Source organism: Uruburuella suis (genome assembly GCF_022870845.1).
Taxonomy (GTDB): domain Bacteria; phylum Pseudomonadota; class Gammaproteobacteria; order Burkholderiales; family Neisseriaceae; genus Neisseria; species Neisseria suis.
Genome location: NZ_CP091507.1, coordinates 2,090,276 through 2,107,509 on the forward strand (window position 1 = coordinate 2,090,276; position 17,234 = coordinate 2,107,509).

The 17,234-nt window shown below is 53.2% G+C and carries 15 protein-coding genes; 1 reads left to right on the forward strand and 14 read right to left on the reverse strand.

Annotated elements, in window-relative coordinates:
• Nucleotides 1–116: 116 nt before the first annotated feature.
• From sucD to sdhC, 14 genes are all read right to left on the reverse strand, one after another.
• Entirely contained in the window at nt 117–1,007 is an 891-nt protein-coding gene (gene sucD / locus LVJ78_RS09460; RefSeq protein WP_132954129.1) for a succinate--CoA ligase subunit alpha, read from the reverse strand.
• Nucleotides 1,008–1,018: 11 nt separating this feature from the next.
• Nucleotides 1,019–2,185 (reverse strand): ADP-forming succinate--CoA ligase subunit beta, encoded by a 1,167-nt coding sequence (gene sucC, locus LVJ78_RS09465; RefSeq protein ID WP_132954130.1) that lies wholly within the window; start codon nt 2,183–2,185, stop codon nt 1,019–1,021.
• A 471-nt stretch (nt 2,186–2,656) separates the two neighbouring features.
• A complete protein-coding gene (locus LVJ78_RS09470) occupies nt 2,657–2,944 on the reverse strand; it encodes a hypothetical protein (protein WP_132954132.1) in 288 nt (95 codons plus the stop codon).
• 96 nt (nt 2,945–3,040) lie between these two features.
• Nucleotides 3,041–4,381 (reverse strand): AGE family epimerase/isomerase, encoded by a 1,341-nt coding sequence (locus LVJ78_RS09475; protein ID WP_132954133.1) that lies wholly within the window; start codon nt 4,379–4,381, stop codon nt 3,041–3,043.
• Nucleotides 4,382–4,460: 79 nt separating this feature from the next.
• Complete coding sequence (lpdA, locus tag LVJ78_RS09480; RefSeq protein WP_132954134.1) at nt 4,461–5,891, reverse strand: dihydrolipoyl dehydrogenase; 1,431 nt, start codon at nt 5,889–5,891, stop codon at nt 4,461–4,463.
• Between the two features lie 88 nt (nt 5,892–5,979).
• Nucleotides 5,980–6,237 carry a hypothetical protein gene (locus LVJ78_RS09485; RefSeq protein ID WP_132954135.1) on the reverse strand — a complete coding sequence of 86 codons (258 nt, stop codon included), beginning with the start codon at nt 6,235–6,237 and terminating at the stop codon, nt 5,980–5,982.
• A gap of 61 nt (nt 6,238–6,298) precedes the next feature.
• Nucleotides 6,299–7,477, reverse strand: coding sequence for a 2-oxoglutarate dehydrogenase complex dihydrolipoyllysine-residue succinyltransferase (gene odhB, locus LVJ78_RS09490; protein WP_132954136.1), 1,179 nt, complete (start codon nt 7,475–7,477; stop codon nt 6,299–6,301).
• Between the two features lie 58 nt (nt 7,478–7,535).
• A complete protein-coding gene (locus tag LVJ78_RS09495) occupies nt 7,536–10,370 on the reverse strand; it encodes a 2-oxoglutarate dehydrogenase E1 component (protein WP_132954137.1) in 2,835 nt (944 codons plus the stop codon).
• A 217-nt stretch (nt 10,371–10,587) separates the two neighbouring features.
• Nucleotides 10,588–11,871 (reverse strand): citrate synthase, encoded by a 1,284-nt coding sequence (gene gltA / locus LVJ78_RS09500; RefSeq protein WP_132954138.1) that lies wholly within the window; start codon nt 11,869–11,871, stop codon nt 10,588–10,590.
• Nucleotides 11,872–11,973: 102 nt separating this feature from the next.
• Nucleotides 11,974–12,222, reverse strand: a complete 249-nt coding sequence (locus tag LVJ78_RS09505; protein WP_132954139.1) for an FAD assembly factor SdhE — start codon at nt 12,220–12,222, stop codon at nt 11,974–11,976.
• Nucleotides 12,223–12,225: 3 nt separating this feature from the next.
• Nucleotides 12,226–12,930 carry a succinate dehydrogenase iron-sulfur subunit gene (locus tag LVJ78_RS09510; protein ID WP_132954140.1) on the reverse strand — a complete coding sequence of 235 codons (705 nt, stop codon included), beginning with the start codon at nt 12,928–12,930 and terminating at the stop codon, nt 12,226–12,228.
• Between the two features lie 12 nt (nt 12,931–12,942).
• Nucleotides 12,943–14,706: a succinate dehydrogenase flavoprotein subunit gene (gene sdhA / locus LVJ78_RS09515; protein ID WP_132954141.1), complete on the reverse strand. Its 1,764-nt coding sequence runs from the start codon at nt 14,704–14,706 to the stop codon at nt 12,943–12,945.
• Nucleotides 14,703–15,050, reverse strand: coding sequence for a succinate dehydrogenase, hydrophobic membrane anchor protein (gene sdhD / locus LVJ78_RS09520; protein ID WP_132954142.1), 348 nt, complete (start codon nt 15,048–15,050; stop codon nt 14,703–14,705). Before sdhD ends, sdhA begins: the two co-directional genes overlap by 4 nt.
• A complete protein-coding gene (gene sdhC / locus LVJ78_RS09525; RefSeq protein ID WP_132954143.1) occupies nt 15,044–15,421 on the reverse strand; it encodes a succinate dehydrogenase, cytochrome b556 subunit in 378 nt (125 codons plus the stop codon). The genes sdhD and sdhC overlap by 7 nt, the downstream gene beginning before the upstream one ends.
• 700 nt (nt 15,422–16,121) lie before the next feature.
• Here sdhC and LVJ78_RS09530 point away from each other — a divergent pair.
• Nucleotides 16,122–17,099 carry a malate dehydrogenase gene (locus LVJ78_RS09530; protein ID WP_132954144.1) on the forward strand — a complete coding sequence of 326 codons (978 nt, stop codon included), beginning with the start codon at nt 16,122–16,124 and terminating at the stop codon, nt 17,097–17,099.
• Nucleotides 17,100–17,234: the final 135 nt, after the last annotated feature.

The window sequence follows — 17,234 nt, forward strand, 5'->3', positions numbered from 1 at the left end:
ATTCAAAAAAGTAAGCCGACAAGGCGGCAATTTGTGTTGTTTTGATTTTAGGTATCGCAATATAAAAAGGCCGTCTGAATGTTCAGACGGCCTCTGGATGCTATACAGCGTTAAGCTTATGCCATGCCTTTGCTTTTCAGCACTTCCAGCATGGTGCTGCCCAATTCGGCCGGGCTGCGGGTGTAAGCCATGCCGGCTTTTTCAAAGGCGGCGAATTTCTCTTCGGCCGTGCCTTTGCCGCCGGAAATAATCGCACCGGCGTGGCCCATGCGTTTGCCTTTCGGCGCGGTAACACCGGCAATATAGCCCACCACCGGCTTGCTCACGTTAGATTGGATGTATTCTGCGGCTTCTTCTTCTGCGGTGCCGCCGATTTCACCAATCATAATAATGGCTTCGGTTTGCGGATCGTTTTGGAACAATTCCAGCGCATCGATTTGGTTCATACCCGGAATCGGGTCGCCGCCGATGCCGATACAGGTCGATTGACCCAAGCCCAGCTTGGTGGTTTGCGCCACGGCTTCATAAGTGAGCGTGCCTGAGCGGGAAATAATGCCGATTTTGCCCGGCTGGTGGATATGGCCCGGCATAATGCCGATTTTGCATTCGCCCGGGGTAATCACACCTGGGCAGTTGGGGCCGACCAAGCGAGTGCCGTTGCCGTTGGTTTCCAAGTAGCGCTTGGCTTTGAGCATATCCAAAGTGGGCACACCCTCGGTGATTACCACCACCAAGCCCACGCCCGAATCCACGGCTTCCACGATTGAATCGAGCACAAACGGTGCCGGCACGTAAATCACCGAAGCATCGGCGCCGGTTTCTTTAACCGCTTCTTTCATGGTGTTGAACACGGGCAGATTCAGGTGGGTTTGACCGCCTTTGCCGGGGGTAACGCCGCCCACCACTTTGGTGCCGTAGGCCAGCGCCTGCTCTGAGTGAAACGTACCGTTTTTACCGGTGAAACCTTGTACCAATACTTTGGTGTCTTTATTAATCAAAACGCTCATTCATTCTCTCCTTAGGCTTTAACGGCGGCAACGATTTTTTGGGCTGCGTCGGCCAGGCCGTCGGCAGAGGTCAGTTTCAGGCCGGATTCTTCCAAGAGCTTCGCGCCCAATTCGGCGTTATTGCCTTCCAAACGCACCACCACGGGCACGGTTACGTTCACTTCTTTCACAGCGGCGATAATGGCCTCGGCAATCATGTCGCAGCGCACGATGCCGCCGAAAATATTAATCAGCACGCCTTGCACCGATTGGTCTTCCAAAATCAGTTTGAAAGCTTCAACCACGCGCTCTTTGGTGGCACCGCCGCCCACGTCGAGGAAGTTGGCCGGTTGGCCGCCGTAAAGTTTGATGATGTCCATGGTGGCCATGGCCAGGCCCGCGCCGTTTACCATGCAGCCGATGTTGCCTTCGAGGGCAACATAGTTGAGGTCGAATTCGGATGCTTTCAGCTCGCGCTCGTTTTCTTGCGATTTATCGCGCAATTCGGCGATTTTCGGCAGGCGGTAGAGGGCGTTGCTGTCGATGCCGATTTTGCCGTCCACGCAGGCGAGCTCGCCGTTTTCGCGCACGGCCAAGGGGTTGATTTCAAACAGGGCGAAATCGTTTTCCACAAAAGCGCGGTAGGCGCCGCTCATTAGCTTCACGAATTCATTGATTTGTTTGCCTTCCAAACCCAATGCAAACGCCACTTCGCGCGCTTGGCAAGGTTGCAGGCCCACCAGCGGATCTACCGTGGTTTTGATAATTTTTTCGGGGGTTTCTTCGGCTACTTTTTCGATTTCCACACCGCCCTCGGTAGAGGCCATAAAGGTCACGCGGCGGGTGGAGCGGTCAACCACCGCACCCAGATAAAGCTCGGTTTGCACCGGATACATGTCTTCACATACCAACACGCTGTTGACCGGCTGGCCGTTGGCATCGGTTTGGTAAGTAATCAGGTTTTTGCCAATCAGGCTGTCGGCCACTTCTTTGGCCTCTTCGCGGCTTTTCACCACTTTCACGCCGCCCGCTTTACCGCGTCCGCCGGCATGAACCTGGGCTTTGATCACGGCAAATTTGCCGCCCAATTGATCATAGGCCGCTGCCGCTTCATCGCCGCTGGCTGCCAAAATGCCGCCTTGCACGGGCAGGCCGTAGCTTGCCAACAGTTCTTTTGCCTGATACTCATGTAAGTTCATGAAATCGTCCTCTATAGTTGTTGATAATCGGCGCTGCGATGCGCAAAACGCCAGAATCCGACTGCTTGGAATAACAGAAAGATTATAGTCGAAATTTAGTCGGAATACACTATTTTGTGCTTCCGAAAGCCGATTTTTATTACTTTCATCAAGCCCAGGCAGCAGCGCGCCTGCGCTCGGCGGGCAAATGCGCACCTTAAAATATCAGGCCGTCTGAAAGCAATAATCATGCTCGAATCGTTTTATTCAAACCCTGATTTGGCACTAAATGCGTTCAGACGGCCTCAGCCAATTACATCGCACAACACCACTAGGGTCTGTTCACAATTCATCTCGTGACAATCTTTTGGCTCAAAAACGCGCCTGCCGCGTTGAAAATGCTCGCAAGGTGTCCAACCTTGCTGCGCTTTTCGCCTTGCAAGCGCGCTTTTGCGCTCAAAATCTTACGCACGGATGAAATGTGAACAGACCCTAGCGGTTAAACGGCAACCACATCCGCGCCAGCACATACATCACCACGCCCGCCACGCCAAGCAGCGCAAACAGCAACCCTTTTTTGCGCGCATTGGGGCAAAACCAATACACCGCCAGGCTGAAGCTGAAAAACAAGGCCGCCACCACCCACACCAATTGCCGGTCTTTAAAGCGGTTGAGCGTGTAGCTTTCGGTCATCATCACATACATCTGCCATAAAGCGGCCAAACACATAGAGATCACGCCGGCGGGCAAAAAGATAATGCCCAATAATTCTTTATTCATGGTGTGCTTTTATTACGAAGGTTGCGCATTATAACGCTGTTGCAAAAGGCCGTCTGAAAGAAAATATTCAGACGGCCTTTTGCAGCACAAACCCAATCAATCAACGGCCGACGATATTTTTACCGCCCGGGTAATGAATGGACCAAACGGCAACAGCGGCAGCATCAACGCTTGAAAAGCATGATAAATATCCGGCTTGCCCGCCCAAATGCCTTCTGCCGGCAAGTTTTCTGTGTCTAGCTGGTGGTGCCAGCGCCCGGGCGCTTCAATCAAATACCGGTCGGCATAAGCGATAAACTGTTCATACCAATAAGAAAATTCACCACCCAAGCCGGTTGCCACATAAGCTTCGGCCAAACCCAAATCCCCCACCGGCGCATCAGCCGCATTCACACCGTCTAAAGCCACCGCCGCACCAATGGACTCGCACAACACCCAATGCATACGCTCGCGCACAATCGGCACGCCTTGAAAATCGGTGGTATACACAAAACCGGCCGCGCCGTCGCCATGCCAGTTGCCGAGCGATTGCCGGAACAAGCCGTAAGCATCGCGCGCATAGTGCTCACCCGCATCAACACCATATTTTTGATTCATTGCCAGCGCATGGCAAGCTAGGCGTGCCCATTCCAGCGCATGGCCGACCGTGGCACCATAGGGGCGGAACTGGTGGGTTTTGTCGTTTTCGTTGTAATCCCACAGCACCTGCCAATGCGCATCAAAATGCTCGGGAATGCGGTAATCGTGCCGGCCGGCCAAATCCAGCACAAAGCCCAATATCGAATTGGCACGCGCCAGCCAACGCGCCGCACGCTCATCGTTTGCAGCCACGCCCAACGATAATTGCGCATCAAAAGCGGCCAAACAGGCTTCCACGCTGTGCATATTGGCATTCACGCCGCGATAGGCTTCGCATTCGCCAAAATCGCGTGAGAAAGATTCGCGCATTTTGCCCGCCCCCACCTCCCAAAAATGACGGTCGATTACGCCGCTGATGGCATTGAATAATTCACCGGCACGCTCAATGCCGGCAATCAGGCCGCTGGATGCCGCCAGCAACACAAAAGCATGTGCATAAGCCGTTTTGCGTTCGCCATCCGGTGTGGGCACAGCATGGCCGGCTGCATCGGGCTGATGATTGATGGCCTCGAAAAAGCCGCCGTGTTGCGGATCTTGAAAGCTGTCCAGCAGGCTGCGGATGCCGTGCTCAGCCATTTCACGGCAACCTTCCATGCCCATCAGCGCACCGATGCTGTAGATATGGGTCATGCGGCAGCTGATCCAGGCTTGAATCGGCTGGCCGAAATCGGGCTCACCGTTTTTATCGAGATAGGCAAAGCCCAACGGTTGCCGGGCTTTGCGTGCAAATTCTAGCAAGGCTTCGGCCTGCTCAAGCAGCCATTCACGGTGCTGCGGGCGTTGTAAAGCGTTCAGCATATAAAACTCCTTTAAAAATAAAACAAGGCTACCCGAATCTTGCCCCGGATAGCCTTGTTTTCTGTCAAACCAAGCGGATTTAGCCGTGCAAGGCGCGCTTGTCCACCGCCAAAGCGGCTTCGTGCATTACTTCCGACAAGGTCGGGTGTGCGTGCACAATGCGGGCAATGTCTTCGCTGCTGGCTTTAAATTCCATGCCCATCACGCCTTCGGCCACCAGTTCAGACACAATCGGGCCTATCATGTGCACACCCAAAATACGGTCGGTTTGGGCATCGGCCAACACTTTAACGATGCCTTTTGCCTTGCCCAGCGCCAGCGCACGACCGTTGGGCGCAAAGCCCGACTGGCCTTTTTTATAGGCCACGCCCTCGGCTTTGAGCTGCTCTTCGGTTTTGCCCACCCAGGCAATTTCAGGGTCGGTGTAGATCACAAACGGAATGGTGTTGAAATCGATATGCGGTTTTTGGCCGGCAATGCGCTCGGCCACGGCCACGCCTTCATCGCTGGCTTTGTGCGCCAGCATCGGGCCGCGCACCACATCACCGATTGCCCACACGCCCGGCAGGTTGGTGCGGCAATCACCATCCACTTTGATAAAGCCGCGTTCGTCTTTTTCCAGGCCGACGGCTTCGGTATTCAAACCGGCGGTGTTCGGGATGCGGCCGATAGAGATAATGAGCTTGTCGAAGGTTTCGGCTTTCTTTTCGCCGCCCACTTCATAAGCCACGGTAACGCCTTTTTTATCGTTTTTGATTTCATTGAGCTGCACGCCCAATTCAATCGCCAAGCCTTGCTCTTTGGTAAAGATTTTCAGGGCTTCTTTGGCAATTTGCTGGTCGGCGGCGGCCAGGAAAGTGGGCATGGCTTCGAGTATGGTCACATCCGAGCCCACGCGCTTCCACACCGAGCCCATTTCCAAACCAATCACACCCGAGCCGATCACGCCGAGCTTTTTCGGCACTTCGGTCAGATTGAGCGCGCCTTCGTTATCCAGCACGTTTACATTATCGATTTCCACCAAGGGCAGCGGGCGCGGCACGGAGCCGGTGGCCACAATCACGTTTTTGGCTTCGATAACGGTTTTTTCGCCGTTGTTGTCCACTTCGATTTGATAGAGATCGCCGTTTTTGCCTTTAAAGCTGCCCTTGCCGAAAAAGCTGGCCACTTTGTTTTTCTGAAACAGAAATTTCACGCCGCCGGTGAGCTTGGTCACAATGGCATCTTTGCGCTCAACCATTTTGGCCGCATCAAAGGCCAAGCCCTCCACGCTGATGCCGTGTTCGGCAAAATCGTGTTGCGCGGTGTGGAAATGCTCGGAAGACTGCAACAGCGCTTTGGAAGGAATGCAGCCCACATTCAGGCAGGTGCCGCCGAGCGCGGGTGCATCGCCGGCCTTGTTGACGCCCGCATCGATGCAGGCGGTGTTGAAGCCGAGTTGGGCGGCGCGAATGGCGGCGATATAGCCGCCGGGGCCCGCACCGATAACCACTACGTCAAATTGAGACATAATCATCCTTTAACTTTAATATTTGTTTGATGCAATAAATACAGGCCGTCTGAAACAAGCCTTGCAGGTTTTCAGACGGCCTGTGGGCTCAGCGTTTGCATGAATACGGGCTCATGTCGCCAAGCTCTTGTTTGGTAATGTTGTTATACACACGAATGGTGGCATTGGGATAGGTTTTGCACAATGAATCGCGCGCAATCGGAATGCCGGATCTGCTGCTGTCGAGTGCCATCTGCTTGTTCAGCAGCTGGCCGCGGCTATTGTAGGCTTGCACGGAATACTCTTTGCCTGCCATGCCTGCGCAAGCGCTCAACATCAAGACGGACAACACAATGGCGTATTTCATGTTCATTCCTTTTTAAATGTTTCAGACGGCCACACATTTTTGAGGCCGTCTGAAAAACCGCTTACAAATCCAAAAGCAAGCGAGCCGGGTCTTCCAGCGCATCTTTGATGGCCACCAGCGTCAACACGGCTTCGCGCCCGTCGATAATGCGGTGGTCGTAAGAGAGCGCCAGATACATCATCGGCAACACCACCACTTGGCCGTTTTCAACCATGGCACGCTCTTTGGTGGCGTGCATGCCCAAAATGGCCGATTGCGGCGGATTAATGATGGGGGTGGACATCATCGAGCCGAAAGTGCCGCCGTTGGTGATGCTGAAAGTGCCGCCGGTGAGCTCTTCCAACGCGATTTTGCCGTCTTTGGCTTTCACCGCGTAATCCACAATCGCTTTTTCGATATCGGCAATGCTCATTTGATCGGCATCGCGCAGAATCGGCACCACCAAACCGCGCGGGCTGCCGATGGCGATACCAATATCGAAGTAACCGTGATACACGATATCGTTGCCGTCGATTGAAGCATTCACCACCGGATATTTTTTCAGCGCAGCCACAGCGGCTTTTACAAAGAACGACATAAAGCCCAGCTTCACGCCGTGCTCTTTTTCAAATTTTTCTTTGTATTTGTTGCGCAACTCCATCACCGGCTTCATGTTGACTTCATTAAACGTGGTGAGAATAGCATTTTCATGCTGAGAAGCCAGCAAGCGTTCGGCCACGCGGGTGCGCAGGCGGCTCATCGGCACACGCTGCTCGGGGCGCTCGCCGGCAGGCACGGGCGCAGCAGGCGCAGCGGCTTTAGGTGCAGCAGCGGCAGCTTGCACATCTTCTTTCAACACACGGCCATCACGACCCGAGCCTTGCACGCTGCCCACATCCACGCCTTTTTCGGCGGCTAGCTTGGCAGCGGCGGGCATCGCCACACCGGCTTGGGCATTGGAAGCCGGCGCTGCGGCTGCAGCCGGTGCGGCTTCGGCAGCAGGCGCGGCCGCTTGGGCTTGGGCTGCGGTGTCAATTTTGGCCAGCAGCTGCTCGGCCACCACGGTTTCACCGTCTTGGGCAATGATTTCCACCAACACGCCGGCTTGCGGCGAGGGCACTTCCAACACCACTTTGTCGGTTTCCACATCAATCAGGATTTCATCGCGCGCAACGGCATCGCCGACTTTTTTGTGCCAGCTCATCAAAGTGCCTTCCGACACGCTCTCTGACAATAAAGGGACTTTAACTTCTACAATCATGTTGTTCTCCAATGGGATGTGTGGCCGTCTGAAAAAGCTTTCAGACGGCATTTGGCGTTTAGTTTAAGGTCAGGGCATCGTCGATCAGCTGCTTGAGCTGGGCAACGTGTTTGCTCATATAGCCTACAGCAGGCGAAGCGCTGGTCGGGCGGCCGGCAAACGAGAGGGTTTGCGAAGCATCCAACACGCGCTCGATGCGGTGGCGGATTTGGTAAAACGCACCCTGATTGCGCGGCTCTTCCTGCGCCCACGTTACTTCTTTGGCATTCGGGTATTTCGCCAGCTCAGCCTTGATTTCATCATACGGGAACGGATAAAGCTGCTCCACACGCACGATGGCCACATCATCGGCCAAGTTGCGCTCATCGCGCGCTTTGGCCAAATCGTAATACACCTGCCCTGCACACAGCACCACACGCTTCACGCTGCCGTTATCGGCGCGCTCGGCCACATCACCGATCACCGGACGGAAAGTCGAACCTTCAGTGAAATTGCTCAGCGGGCTCATAGAATCTTTAAAGCGCAGCAAGCGTTTCGACATGAAAATCACCAAGGGCTTGCGATAGGAGCGCAAAGCCTGACGGCGCAGAATGTGGAACATTTGCGAAGCTTCAGACGGCATCACAATCTGCATATTGTCTTCAGAGCACAATTGCAGCCAGCGCTCCAAACGGGCAGACGAGTGCTCGGGGCCCTGGCCGTCGTAGCCGTGCGGCAGAATCACGGTCAGGCCGCACAAGCGCCCCCATTTGGTTTCGCCGGACGACAAGAATTGGTCGATCACCACTTGCGCGCCGTTGGCAAAATCGCCGAATTGCGCTTCCCAAATGGTTAAGCGGTCGGGCGCCGAGCAGGCAAAACCATACTCGTAAGCCATCACGGCTTCTTCATTGAGAATAGAATCGATCACAATAAAGCTGGCTTGCTGCTCGCTCATATGGCTCAGCGGCACATAAGCGCCATCATCGCGTTTTTCGCGGTTTTGATCGTGCAGCACGGCATGGCGGTGCGAGAACGTGCCGCGGCCGGAATCTTCACCGGAAATGCGCACCGGCGTGCCTTTGGTCACCAAGCTTGCATAAGCGATGGTTTCGGCCATGCCCCAATCAATCGGCTGCTCGCCGGCGGCCATGGCCTTGCGGCTTTCCAACAGCTTTTTCACCGTATTGTGCAGCGCAAAGCCTTGCGGCACTTCGGTGAATTTGTCGGCCAAACGCTGGATATCGGCAGCCGGCAAACCGCTGCTCACGGCTTCGCGCCAATCTTGGCCGCTGTATTTCGACCAATCCACGCGGTGTTTGCTCTCGTAATCGGTCAGGCGGGTTTGCTCAACCTGCTCGCCTTTATCCAACGCTTCGCGGTATTCCTGAATGTAGGCTTCGGCCTCATCGGCCTTGATCACGCCTTCTTTCAACAATTTGTCGGCATAAAGCGCGCGTGTGCCCGGATGTTGCGACACTTTGCGATACATCATCGGCTGGGTTAAGAAAGGATCATCGCCCTCGTTATGGCCGAGCTTGCGGAAGCAAACCAAGTCGATCACCACATCTTTATGGAACGCTTTGCGGTAATCCAAAGCTGCCTGAATCACATAACATACGGCTTCCGGATCATCACCGTTTACATGGAAAATCGGCGCTTCCACCATTTTGGCCAAATCGGTGCAATGGGCGGATGAGCGCATATCGCGCAAATCAGAAGTGGTGAAACCGATTTGGTTGTTGATGACCAAATGCACGGTGCCGCCGGTGGTGTAGCCGCGCGTTTGCGACAAGTTGAATGTTGCCTGATTCACGCCCAAGCCGATAAAGGCCGAGTCGCCGTGAATCAACACCGGCAGCACTTGATTGGGGCCGTCATCACCGCGGCGGCGCTGCTTGGCACGCACCGAGCCTTCCACCACCGGGTTCACAATTTCCAAATGCGAAGGGTTAAACGCCAAGGTAACATGCATGGGGCCGTTGGGCGTGGCCAAATCGGAGCTGAAACCCATATGATATTTCACGTCGCCGCTGGGCAGCGTGGCTGCGGCCTTGCCTTCGAATTCGGCAAACAAATCACGCGGCAACTTGCCCAAAGTGTTGACCAACACGTTCAGACGGCCTCGATGCGCCATGCCGATTACCACTTCTTCCACGCCGTCTTTGCCGGCATTTTGAATCAGGTAATTCAAACCGGCAATGGCGCTCTCGCCGCCTTCTACCGAAAAGCGTTTTTGGCCGACATATTTGGTGTGCAGATAGCGCTCTAACGTTTCGGCAGCAGTGAGCTGTTTGAGAATACGGCGCTTTTCATCGGCATTGTATTTCGGCGTGGAGAGCTCGGTTTCAAAGCGGCTGCGAATCCAGCGGCGCTCATCGGTATTGGAAATATACATATATTCAATACCGATATGGCCGCAATAAGTTTGCTTGAGTTTGCTGATGATTTCGGCCAGCGGCAGGCTGGTATTGCCTGAAAAATCGCCGTCGCCCATGCTGAATTTCACCGCCATATCGGCATCGGTCAGGCCGTGGTAAGCCGGATCAAGCGCTTCGACATTGCTGGGTGGCACACGGTTGAGCGGGTCGAGCTTGGCTGCCCCCACACCCTGAATGCGATAGGCAGACATCAGGCGCAATACCGACACCTGTTTTTTCATCAAATTAAAATCAATGCTGCCCGACACGGCAGCAGTAGCTTTGCGTTTGGCCAGATTAGCGAAAGATTCCTGAATCGGGCGGTGCGCAATATCACGCTCCACCGCGCCGGGCTGTGCCGCTAACTGGGTAAAATATTGTTTCCAGTGTTCATCCACCGAATTGGGATCGTTGAGGTAGTTTTCGTATAATTCTTCGATATAAGGTGCGTTGGAGCCGAATAAATAAGAAAAGCTCTGTTTGTCGTCCATCATGGCTTAAGCCCTTTTTATGTTAAAAATAAAGAGTAGAATCCGCCCTATTTCCAAAACAAACTACTGTTTCTGAAATGTGCTTATTCTACTCTCCGACTGCCGGGTATCGTTGATGCTTAAAGTTGTTTTACACAACTTCATTAACATATAACATTAAGCCGTCCAAACTGACTACATTTTGTTACAAACGGCCGTCTGAAACCTCGGCTGATACTTTTCAGCGCTGGTTTACCGGCACATAATCGCGGCGCGGCGAACCGGTGTAAAGCTGGCGCGGACGGCCGATTTTTTGGCCGGGCTCGGCAATCATTTCATGCCAATGCGAAATCCAGCCCACGGTACGTGCCAGTGCGAAAATCACGGTAAACATCGACACAGGAATGCCCAGCGCCGACAATACGATGCCTGAGTAGAAATCAACATTCGGATACAGCTTGCGCTCGATAAAGAACGGATCGCTCAAGGCGATTTTTTCCAATTCCATCGCCAGCTTGAATTTCGGATCGTTTTCCAAGCCCAGCTCTTTGAGCACTTCATAGCAGGTTTCACGCATAATGCTGGCGCGCGGATCCATATTGCGGTAAACGCGGTGGCCGAAGCCCATCAGGCGGTATTTACGCTCTTTCACGCCTTCCATAAATTCAGGCACGCGCGATACATCGCCGATTTCGTCCAACATTTTCAACACAGCCTCATTGGCGCCGCCGTGTGCCGGCCCCCACAAGCTGGCAATGCCGGCTGCGATACAGGCAAACGGGTTTGCACCCGAAGAGCCGGCCAAACGCACGGTAGAAGTGGAAGCATTTTGCTCGTGATCGGCATGCAGAATAAAGATGCGGTCCAGCGCGCGCACCAACACCGGGTTGGGTTCGTATTTTTCGCACGGCGTGGCAAACATCATGTGCATGAAGTTGGCGGTGTAAGACAAATCATTTTTCGGATAATTGAACGGCAAACCGTTGGAATAACGGTAGCACATGGCCGCAATCGTCGGAATTTTGGAAATCAGGCGGAATTCGGCAATGCGGCGGTGATCGGCATTATTAATATCCAAGCTGTCTTGATAAAACGCAGCCAGTGCGCCAACCACGCCAACCATCATGGCCATCGGGTGGGCATCGCGACGGAAACCGCGGAAGAACCAAGTGAGCTGCTCATGCACCATGGTGTGGCGCAGCACGGTTTCTTCAAATTTGGCCTTTTGCTCGGCAGTCGGCAATTCGCCGTTAATCAGCAGATAGCAGGTTTCCAGATAGTCGCTGTTTTCAGCCAGCTGCTCAATCGGATAGCCGCGATAGTAAAGCTGGCCTTTGTCGCCATCGATAAAGGTGATTTTCGATTCACAGCTTGCCGTAGACACAAAGCCGGGGTCGAAAGTAAACATGCCCGTGCCTTTGGTGAAGGTGCGGATATCGACAACATCGTTACCCAAGGTGCCTTCCAATACCGGCAGCTCCAAGGCCTCTTTACCTTCTACTTGCAATTTAACGGTTTTAGACATCTCTTCAACTCCTTTTTTCTTATGTAAAAGCGACGCAGTTAAAACTGCTGGTTTTTGTTTCAGACGGCCTCAAAACATCTGGCTTGTGAAGCTTAGGGTGCATCAGGCCTTTCTGATTTTCTCCAACAGAGGAACGAAATAAGGCTTGCCGGCTTCTTCTTTTTCATTGACCAAAGCCAGAAACTCCTGGTCGGGCAAATCCAAAATTTCCACAAACACAGCCAATTCATCATCACTCAGATGCTGGAATTCTTTATCCATAAACCGCCCGAGCAAAATATCCAGCTCGAGCAGCCCACGGCGGGTTTGAAAGCGGATACGCCGCTTTGCGGTTTCGTCAAAAGCCGGCATAGCTTACACAGCCCGTTTCAACATGATTTCTTTAATCTTACCGATGGCTCCGGTCGGGTTCAAGTGCTTCGGACACACATCCACACAGTTCATAATGGTGTGGCAGCGAAACAGCCGGTAAGGGTCGTTCAGGTTATCCAAACGCTCGTTGGTGATGGTGTCGCGACTATCGGCAATAAAGCGGTAGGCATTGAGTAAGCCGGAGGGGCCGACGAATTTATCGGGGTTCCACCAAAACGACGGGCAGGCAGTCGAGCAACAGGCGCACAAAATGCATTCATACAAACCATCAAGCTCTTTGCGCTCATCCTGCGTTTGCAGGCGTTCGCGCTCAGGCGCGGGCGTGTCGTTGACCACATAAGGCTTAATCGAATGGTATTGATTGAAGAATTGGGTCATGTCCACAATCAGGTCACGAATCACCGGCAAGCCCGGCAGCGGGCGCAGCTTAATGGGCTGTTTGAGGCTGCGGATATCGGTGAGGCAGGCCAAGCCGTTTTTGCCGTTGATGTTCATGCCGTCTGAACCGCAAATGCCTTCGCGGCAGGAGCGGCGGAACGACAGGCTGTCGTCTTGGGCTTTAAGCTTCACCAAGGCATCCAAAAGCTTAACGTCGGTGGGCTCCACTTCCAATTCATAATCTTGCATGTACGGCTTCGCATCCACATCAGGATTGTAGCGGTACACTTGAAAACGTATTTTTTCCATGTGTTGTATTCCTTAGTAAACGCGTTTGGCCGGCTCGATATAGTCTACGCTCAGCGGTTTGGTGTTAACCGGTTTGTAAGTCAGGGTGTTGGTGAGCGGATGATACAGGGTATGTTTCATCCAATTTTCATCATCACGCTCGGGGTGATCATCTGAAGCGTGGGCACCGCGCGACTCTTTGCGCGCCTCGGCAGAAACCAACGTGGCTTTAGCCACTTCAATCAAATTGTCCAGCTCCAGCGCTTCGATACGCGCTGTGTTCCATACCTTGCTTTTATCCTTGATTTCGGTTTTCTTCACGCGCTCGGCAATTTCCAGCACCTTATCTACGCCCTCTTTCAAAATCGCATCGGTGCGGAACACACCGGCGTGGCCTTGCACCATGCGCTGCAAATCACGCCGCACTTCATCCACGTTTTCACCGCCGGTTTGATTTTCCAAACGCGCCAGGCGTTGCGCCGTGAATGCACCTGCATCGGCGGGCAGATCTTTCCAGCCATCTTGCGCGCGCACATAATCCACCATGCTGTCGCCGGCTGATTTACCGAACACCACTAAATCCAGCAGCGAATTGGTTCCCAAACGGTTGGCGCCGTGCACAGAAGCGCAAGCACATTCGCCGGCTGCATAGAGGCCTTTTACCGGCACTTCATATTCACCGTCTTTAGGTACAATCACTTCGCCCAAATAATTGGTGGGAATACCACCCATCATATAATGGTTGGTCGGCACCACCGGAATCGGGTCTTTAATCGGATCGATGCCGGCAAATTGAATCGCAATCTCACGGATGCCCGGCAGCTTTTCCATAATTTTTTCAGCGCCGATATGGTCGATTTTCAACAACACATGGTCTTTATTCTTACCGCAACCACGGCCTTCGTGAATTTCCATTGCCATTGCACGCGAAACCACGTCGCGCGATGCCAAATCTTTCACGGTAGGCGCGTAGCGCTCCATAAAGCGCTCGCCGTCGCAGTTGAGCAAAATGCCGCCCTCACCGCGCACGCCTTCGGTAATCAACACACCGGCGCCGGCCACACCGGTGGGGTGGAATTGCCAAAATTCCATGTCTTCCAGCGGAATGCCAGCACGGGCGCAAATGCCCAAGCCATCACCGGTATTCATAAAGGCATTGGTGGAAGAAGCATAAATGCGGCCGGCACCGCCGGTGGCAAACAACACGGCTTTGGCATGGAAAATATAAACCTCGCCGGTTTCCATCTCCATGGCCGTTACGCCAAGCACATCACCTTCTTCATTGCGAATCAGATCAAGCGCCGTCCACTCCACAAAAAATTGCGTGTTGGCGCGCACATTTTGCTGATAAAGCGTGTGCAACATGGCATGGCCGGTACGGTCGGCCACGGCGCAGGCGCGCTCTACCGCACGTTTGCCGTGCTCAGCCGTATGGCCGCCAAACGGACGTTGATAGATTTTGCCGCTTTCCACGCGGTCAAACGGCATGCCCATGTGCTCCAGCTCAATCACCGCTTCGGGTGCGCGGCGACACATAAATTCAATGGCATCCTGATCGCCCAGCCAGTCAGACCCTTTTACGGTGTCATACATATGCCAATCCCAGCGGTCTTCCTGCACATTGCCCAACGAGGCGGAAATGCCGCCTTGCGCAGCTACGGTGTGCGAACGGGTGGGAAACACTTTAGACAAAACAGCGGTATTCAAACCGGATTTGGACAATTGCAATGCGGCGCGCAAACCGGCACCGCCGCCGCCGACAATCACGGCATCAAACTTGCGAACGGGAAAACTCATACCAACCCCCAAATTACTTTAACCGAATAAACCAAGCAGCCGAGCAACCAAATAATGGTCGCCACATGCAGAAACAGGCGCAAGCCAAATGATTTCACATAGTCCATCCACAAATCGCGGATGCCGACCCATGCATGCAAAAACAGCGCCACAAAAGTAACTTGGGTAAACAGCTTCACCCAGGTTTGCGCAAAAAATGCCTGCCAAGCATCATAACCGCTGGGCAACATCAGCAAGAAAAGCACAAATAAAACAGTATAAATCAGCATGATCACCGCAGTAACACGCTGCATCGCCCAATCGCGCAAGCCATAATGCGCACCGGCCAGTTTACGTTCTACCATAACCACGCTCCCAAGATAACGGTCAACACCAAACCGGCCACCAATGTGAATTTAGCCGTGGCGCGGGCGGTTTGCAGCTCCAAGCCTTTGTGGGCATCAAGCAGCAAAAAGCGGATACCGGCGATAGAGTGGTGCAGATACGCCCACAGCAAGCCAATCAGAATCAGTTTGACCAAGGGGTTGGATACGACCGACTGATACGTGGCAAAAGCAGCTTCACTGCTCAACGTACCGGCCAGCAAGCACAGCAACAGCGGCAGGCTCACAAACAGAATGACCCCGCTGATGCGGTGCAGGATAGAAACAATCCCCGGGATCGGCAACCTGATGTTGGGGATCTCCAGGAATACAGGGCGATGTTTCGTCTGCATTTCAATTCCTCTTTATTTTTCTCAAAAAACTCAAAAACCAAGCAGCCGGCAATACTACACCTAACTACGGTGATGCGTAATTTACATTGTTTATCAGTTATTGAACAGCCCTTTGAGGCAGATTTTTTAATGAAATTTAACAACAATCTTACAAAGCCCATTGCCTAATCCTGCTACAAAACAGCAGAACCCAATAACAACAAGCGCTTAGCCTGAGCATCTACTCGAAAGGCCGTCTGAAAATCCTATCTGCCCGATAGTGTAAATCTTGCAGCCGCGCCGCCGCGCTAAAAGCAGCTCTTCAAACATCTTTGCCCGCGCCCGCCTGCTTATGCTATTTTGTCGTAAATATGGAAACAAAACACCGACCAGCTCCAGCACGTTGTCGCAAAGGCGCACACCTTATTATTCATCCGGCAATTTTATTGGCATTTTATTTTCAGACGGCCACAAAGTTTCAGCCGGCTACAAAATAATATTGCTACAAGAGATAAATTTGGTATGATACAGGCTGTCACGGCACGGTTTACAAAACACATCAAAAAGCCAATTATAGTGAAACAAATTCAATATAATGCCGTACAGCCCGAAAGGCGCGGAAATATCCAACATCGCACCTCAAAATCCAGGTGAATCAGTAATATATTTTCGCCCTCAGCGGCCTCACCACCTTAACAAAATTACCAGGAGAGTTTTGGATATGAAATCACCCGTACGCGTAGCCGTTACCGGCGCAGCAGGCCAAATTGGTTATGCCTTATTGTTCCGTATTGCCAGCGGTGAAATGCTGGGCAAAGACCAGCCCGTTATTCTGCAATTGCTCGATTTGCCGCACGCACAAACTGCGGTAAAAGGCGTGATGATGGAGCTGCAAGATTGCGCGTTCCCGCTCCTGGCCGGCATGTTTACCACCGATAACCCCGAAGAAGCCTTTAAAGATGCCCAAGTGGCCATTTTGGTGGGCTCGCGCCCGCGCAGCAAAGGCATGGAACGCGCTGATTTGTTGCAGGCCAACGCTGAAATCTTCACCGTGCAAGGTGCCGCACTGAACAAAGTGGCCGACCGCAATGTCAAAGTGCTGGTGGTGGGCAATCCGGCCAACACCAATGCCTATATCGCCATGAAATCCGCCCCCGACCTGCCTGCCAAAAACTTCACCGCCATGCTGCGCCTGGATCACAACCGCGCCTTGAGCCAAGTGGCCGAGAAAACCGGCACAGCCGTCAGCGACATTGAAAAACTGTGCGTATGGGGCAACCACTCGCCCACCATGTATGCCGACTACCGCTTTGCTACTGTGAACGGCCAAAAAGTAAAAGATTTGATTAATGATCAAGATTGGAACGCCAACGTGTTTCTGCCCACCGTGGGCAAGCGCGGCGCCGCCATTATCGAGGCACGCGGCCTCTCTTCAGCCGCTTCGGCTGCCAATGCCGCCATCGATCATATTCACGACTGGTGGCTGGGCACCGATGGCAAATGGGTGACCATGGGCATTCCTTCCGACGGCGCTTACGGCATTCCGGAAGAAACCATGTTCGGCTTTCCGGTAACTTGCGAAAACGGCGAATACAAATTGGTTGAAGGTTTGGAAATCGACGACTTCAGCCGCGAACGCATCAACATCACCTTGCAAGAGTTAGAAGAAGAAAAAGCCGGTGTCGCCCACCTGCTGTAAGCTGCCACCCACACAAACGCCCGCTTGATGCGGGCGTTTTGTTACGTCAAAAATAGCAATCAGCCTTGAACCAAACCTAAAAAAATAATACCAATTCAAAAAAGTAAGCTAACAAGGCGGAAGCCTACGACAGTA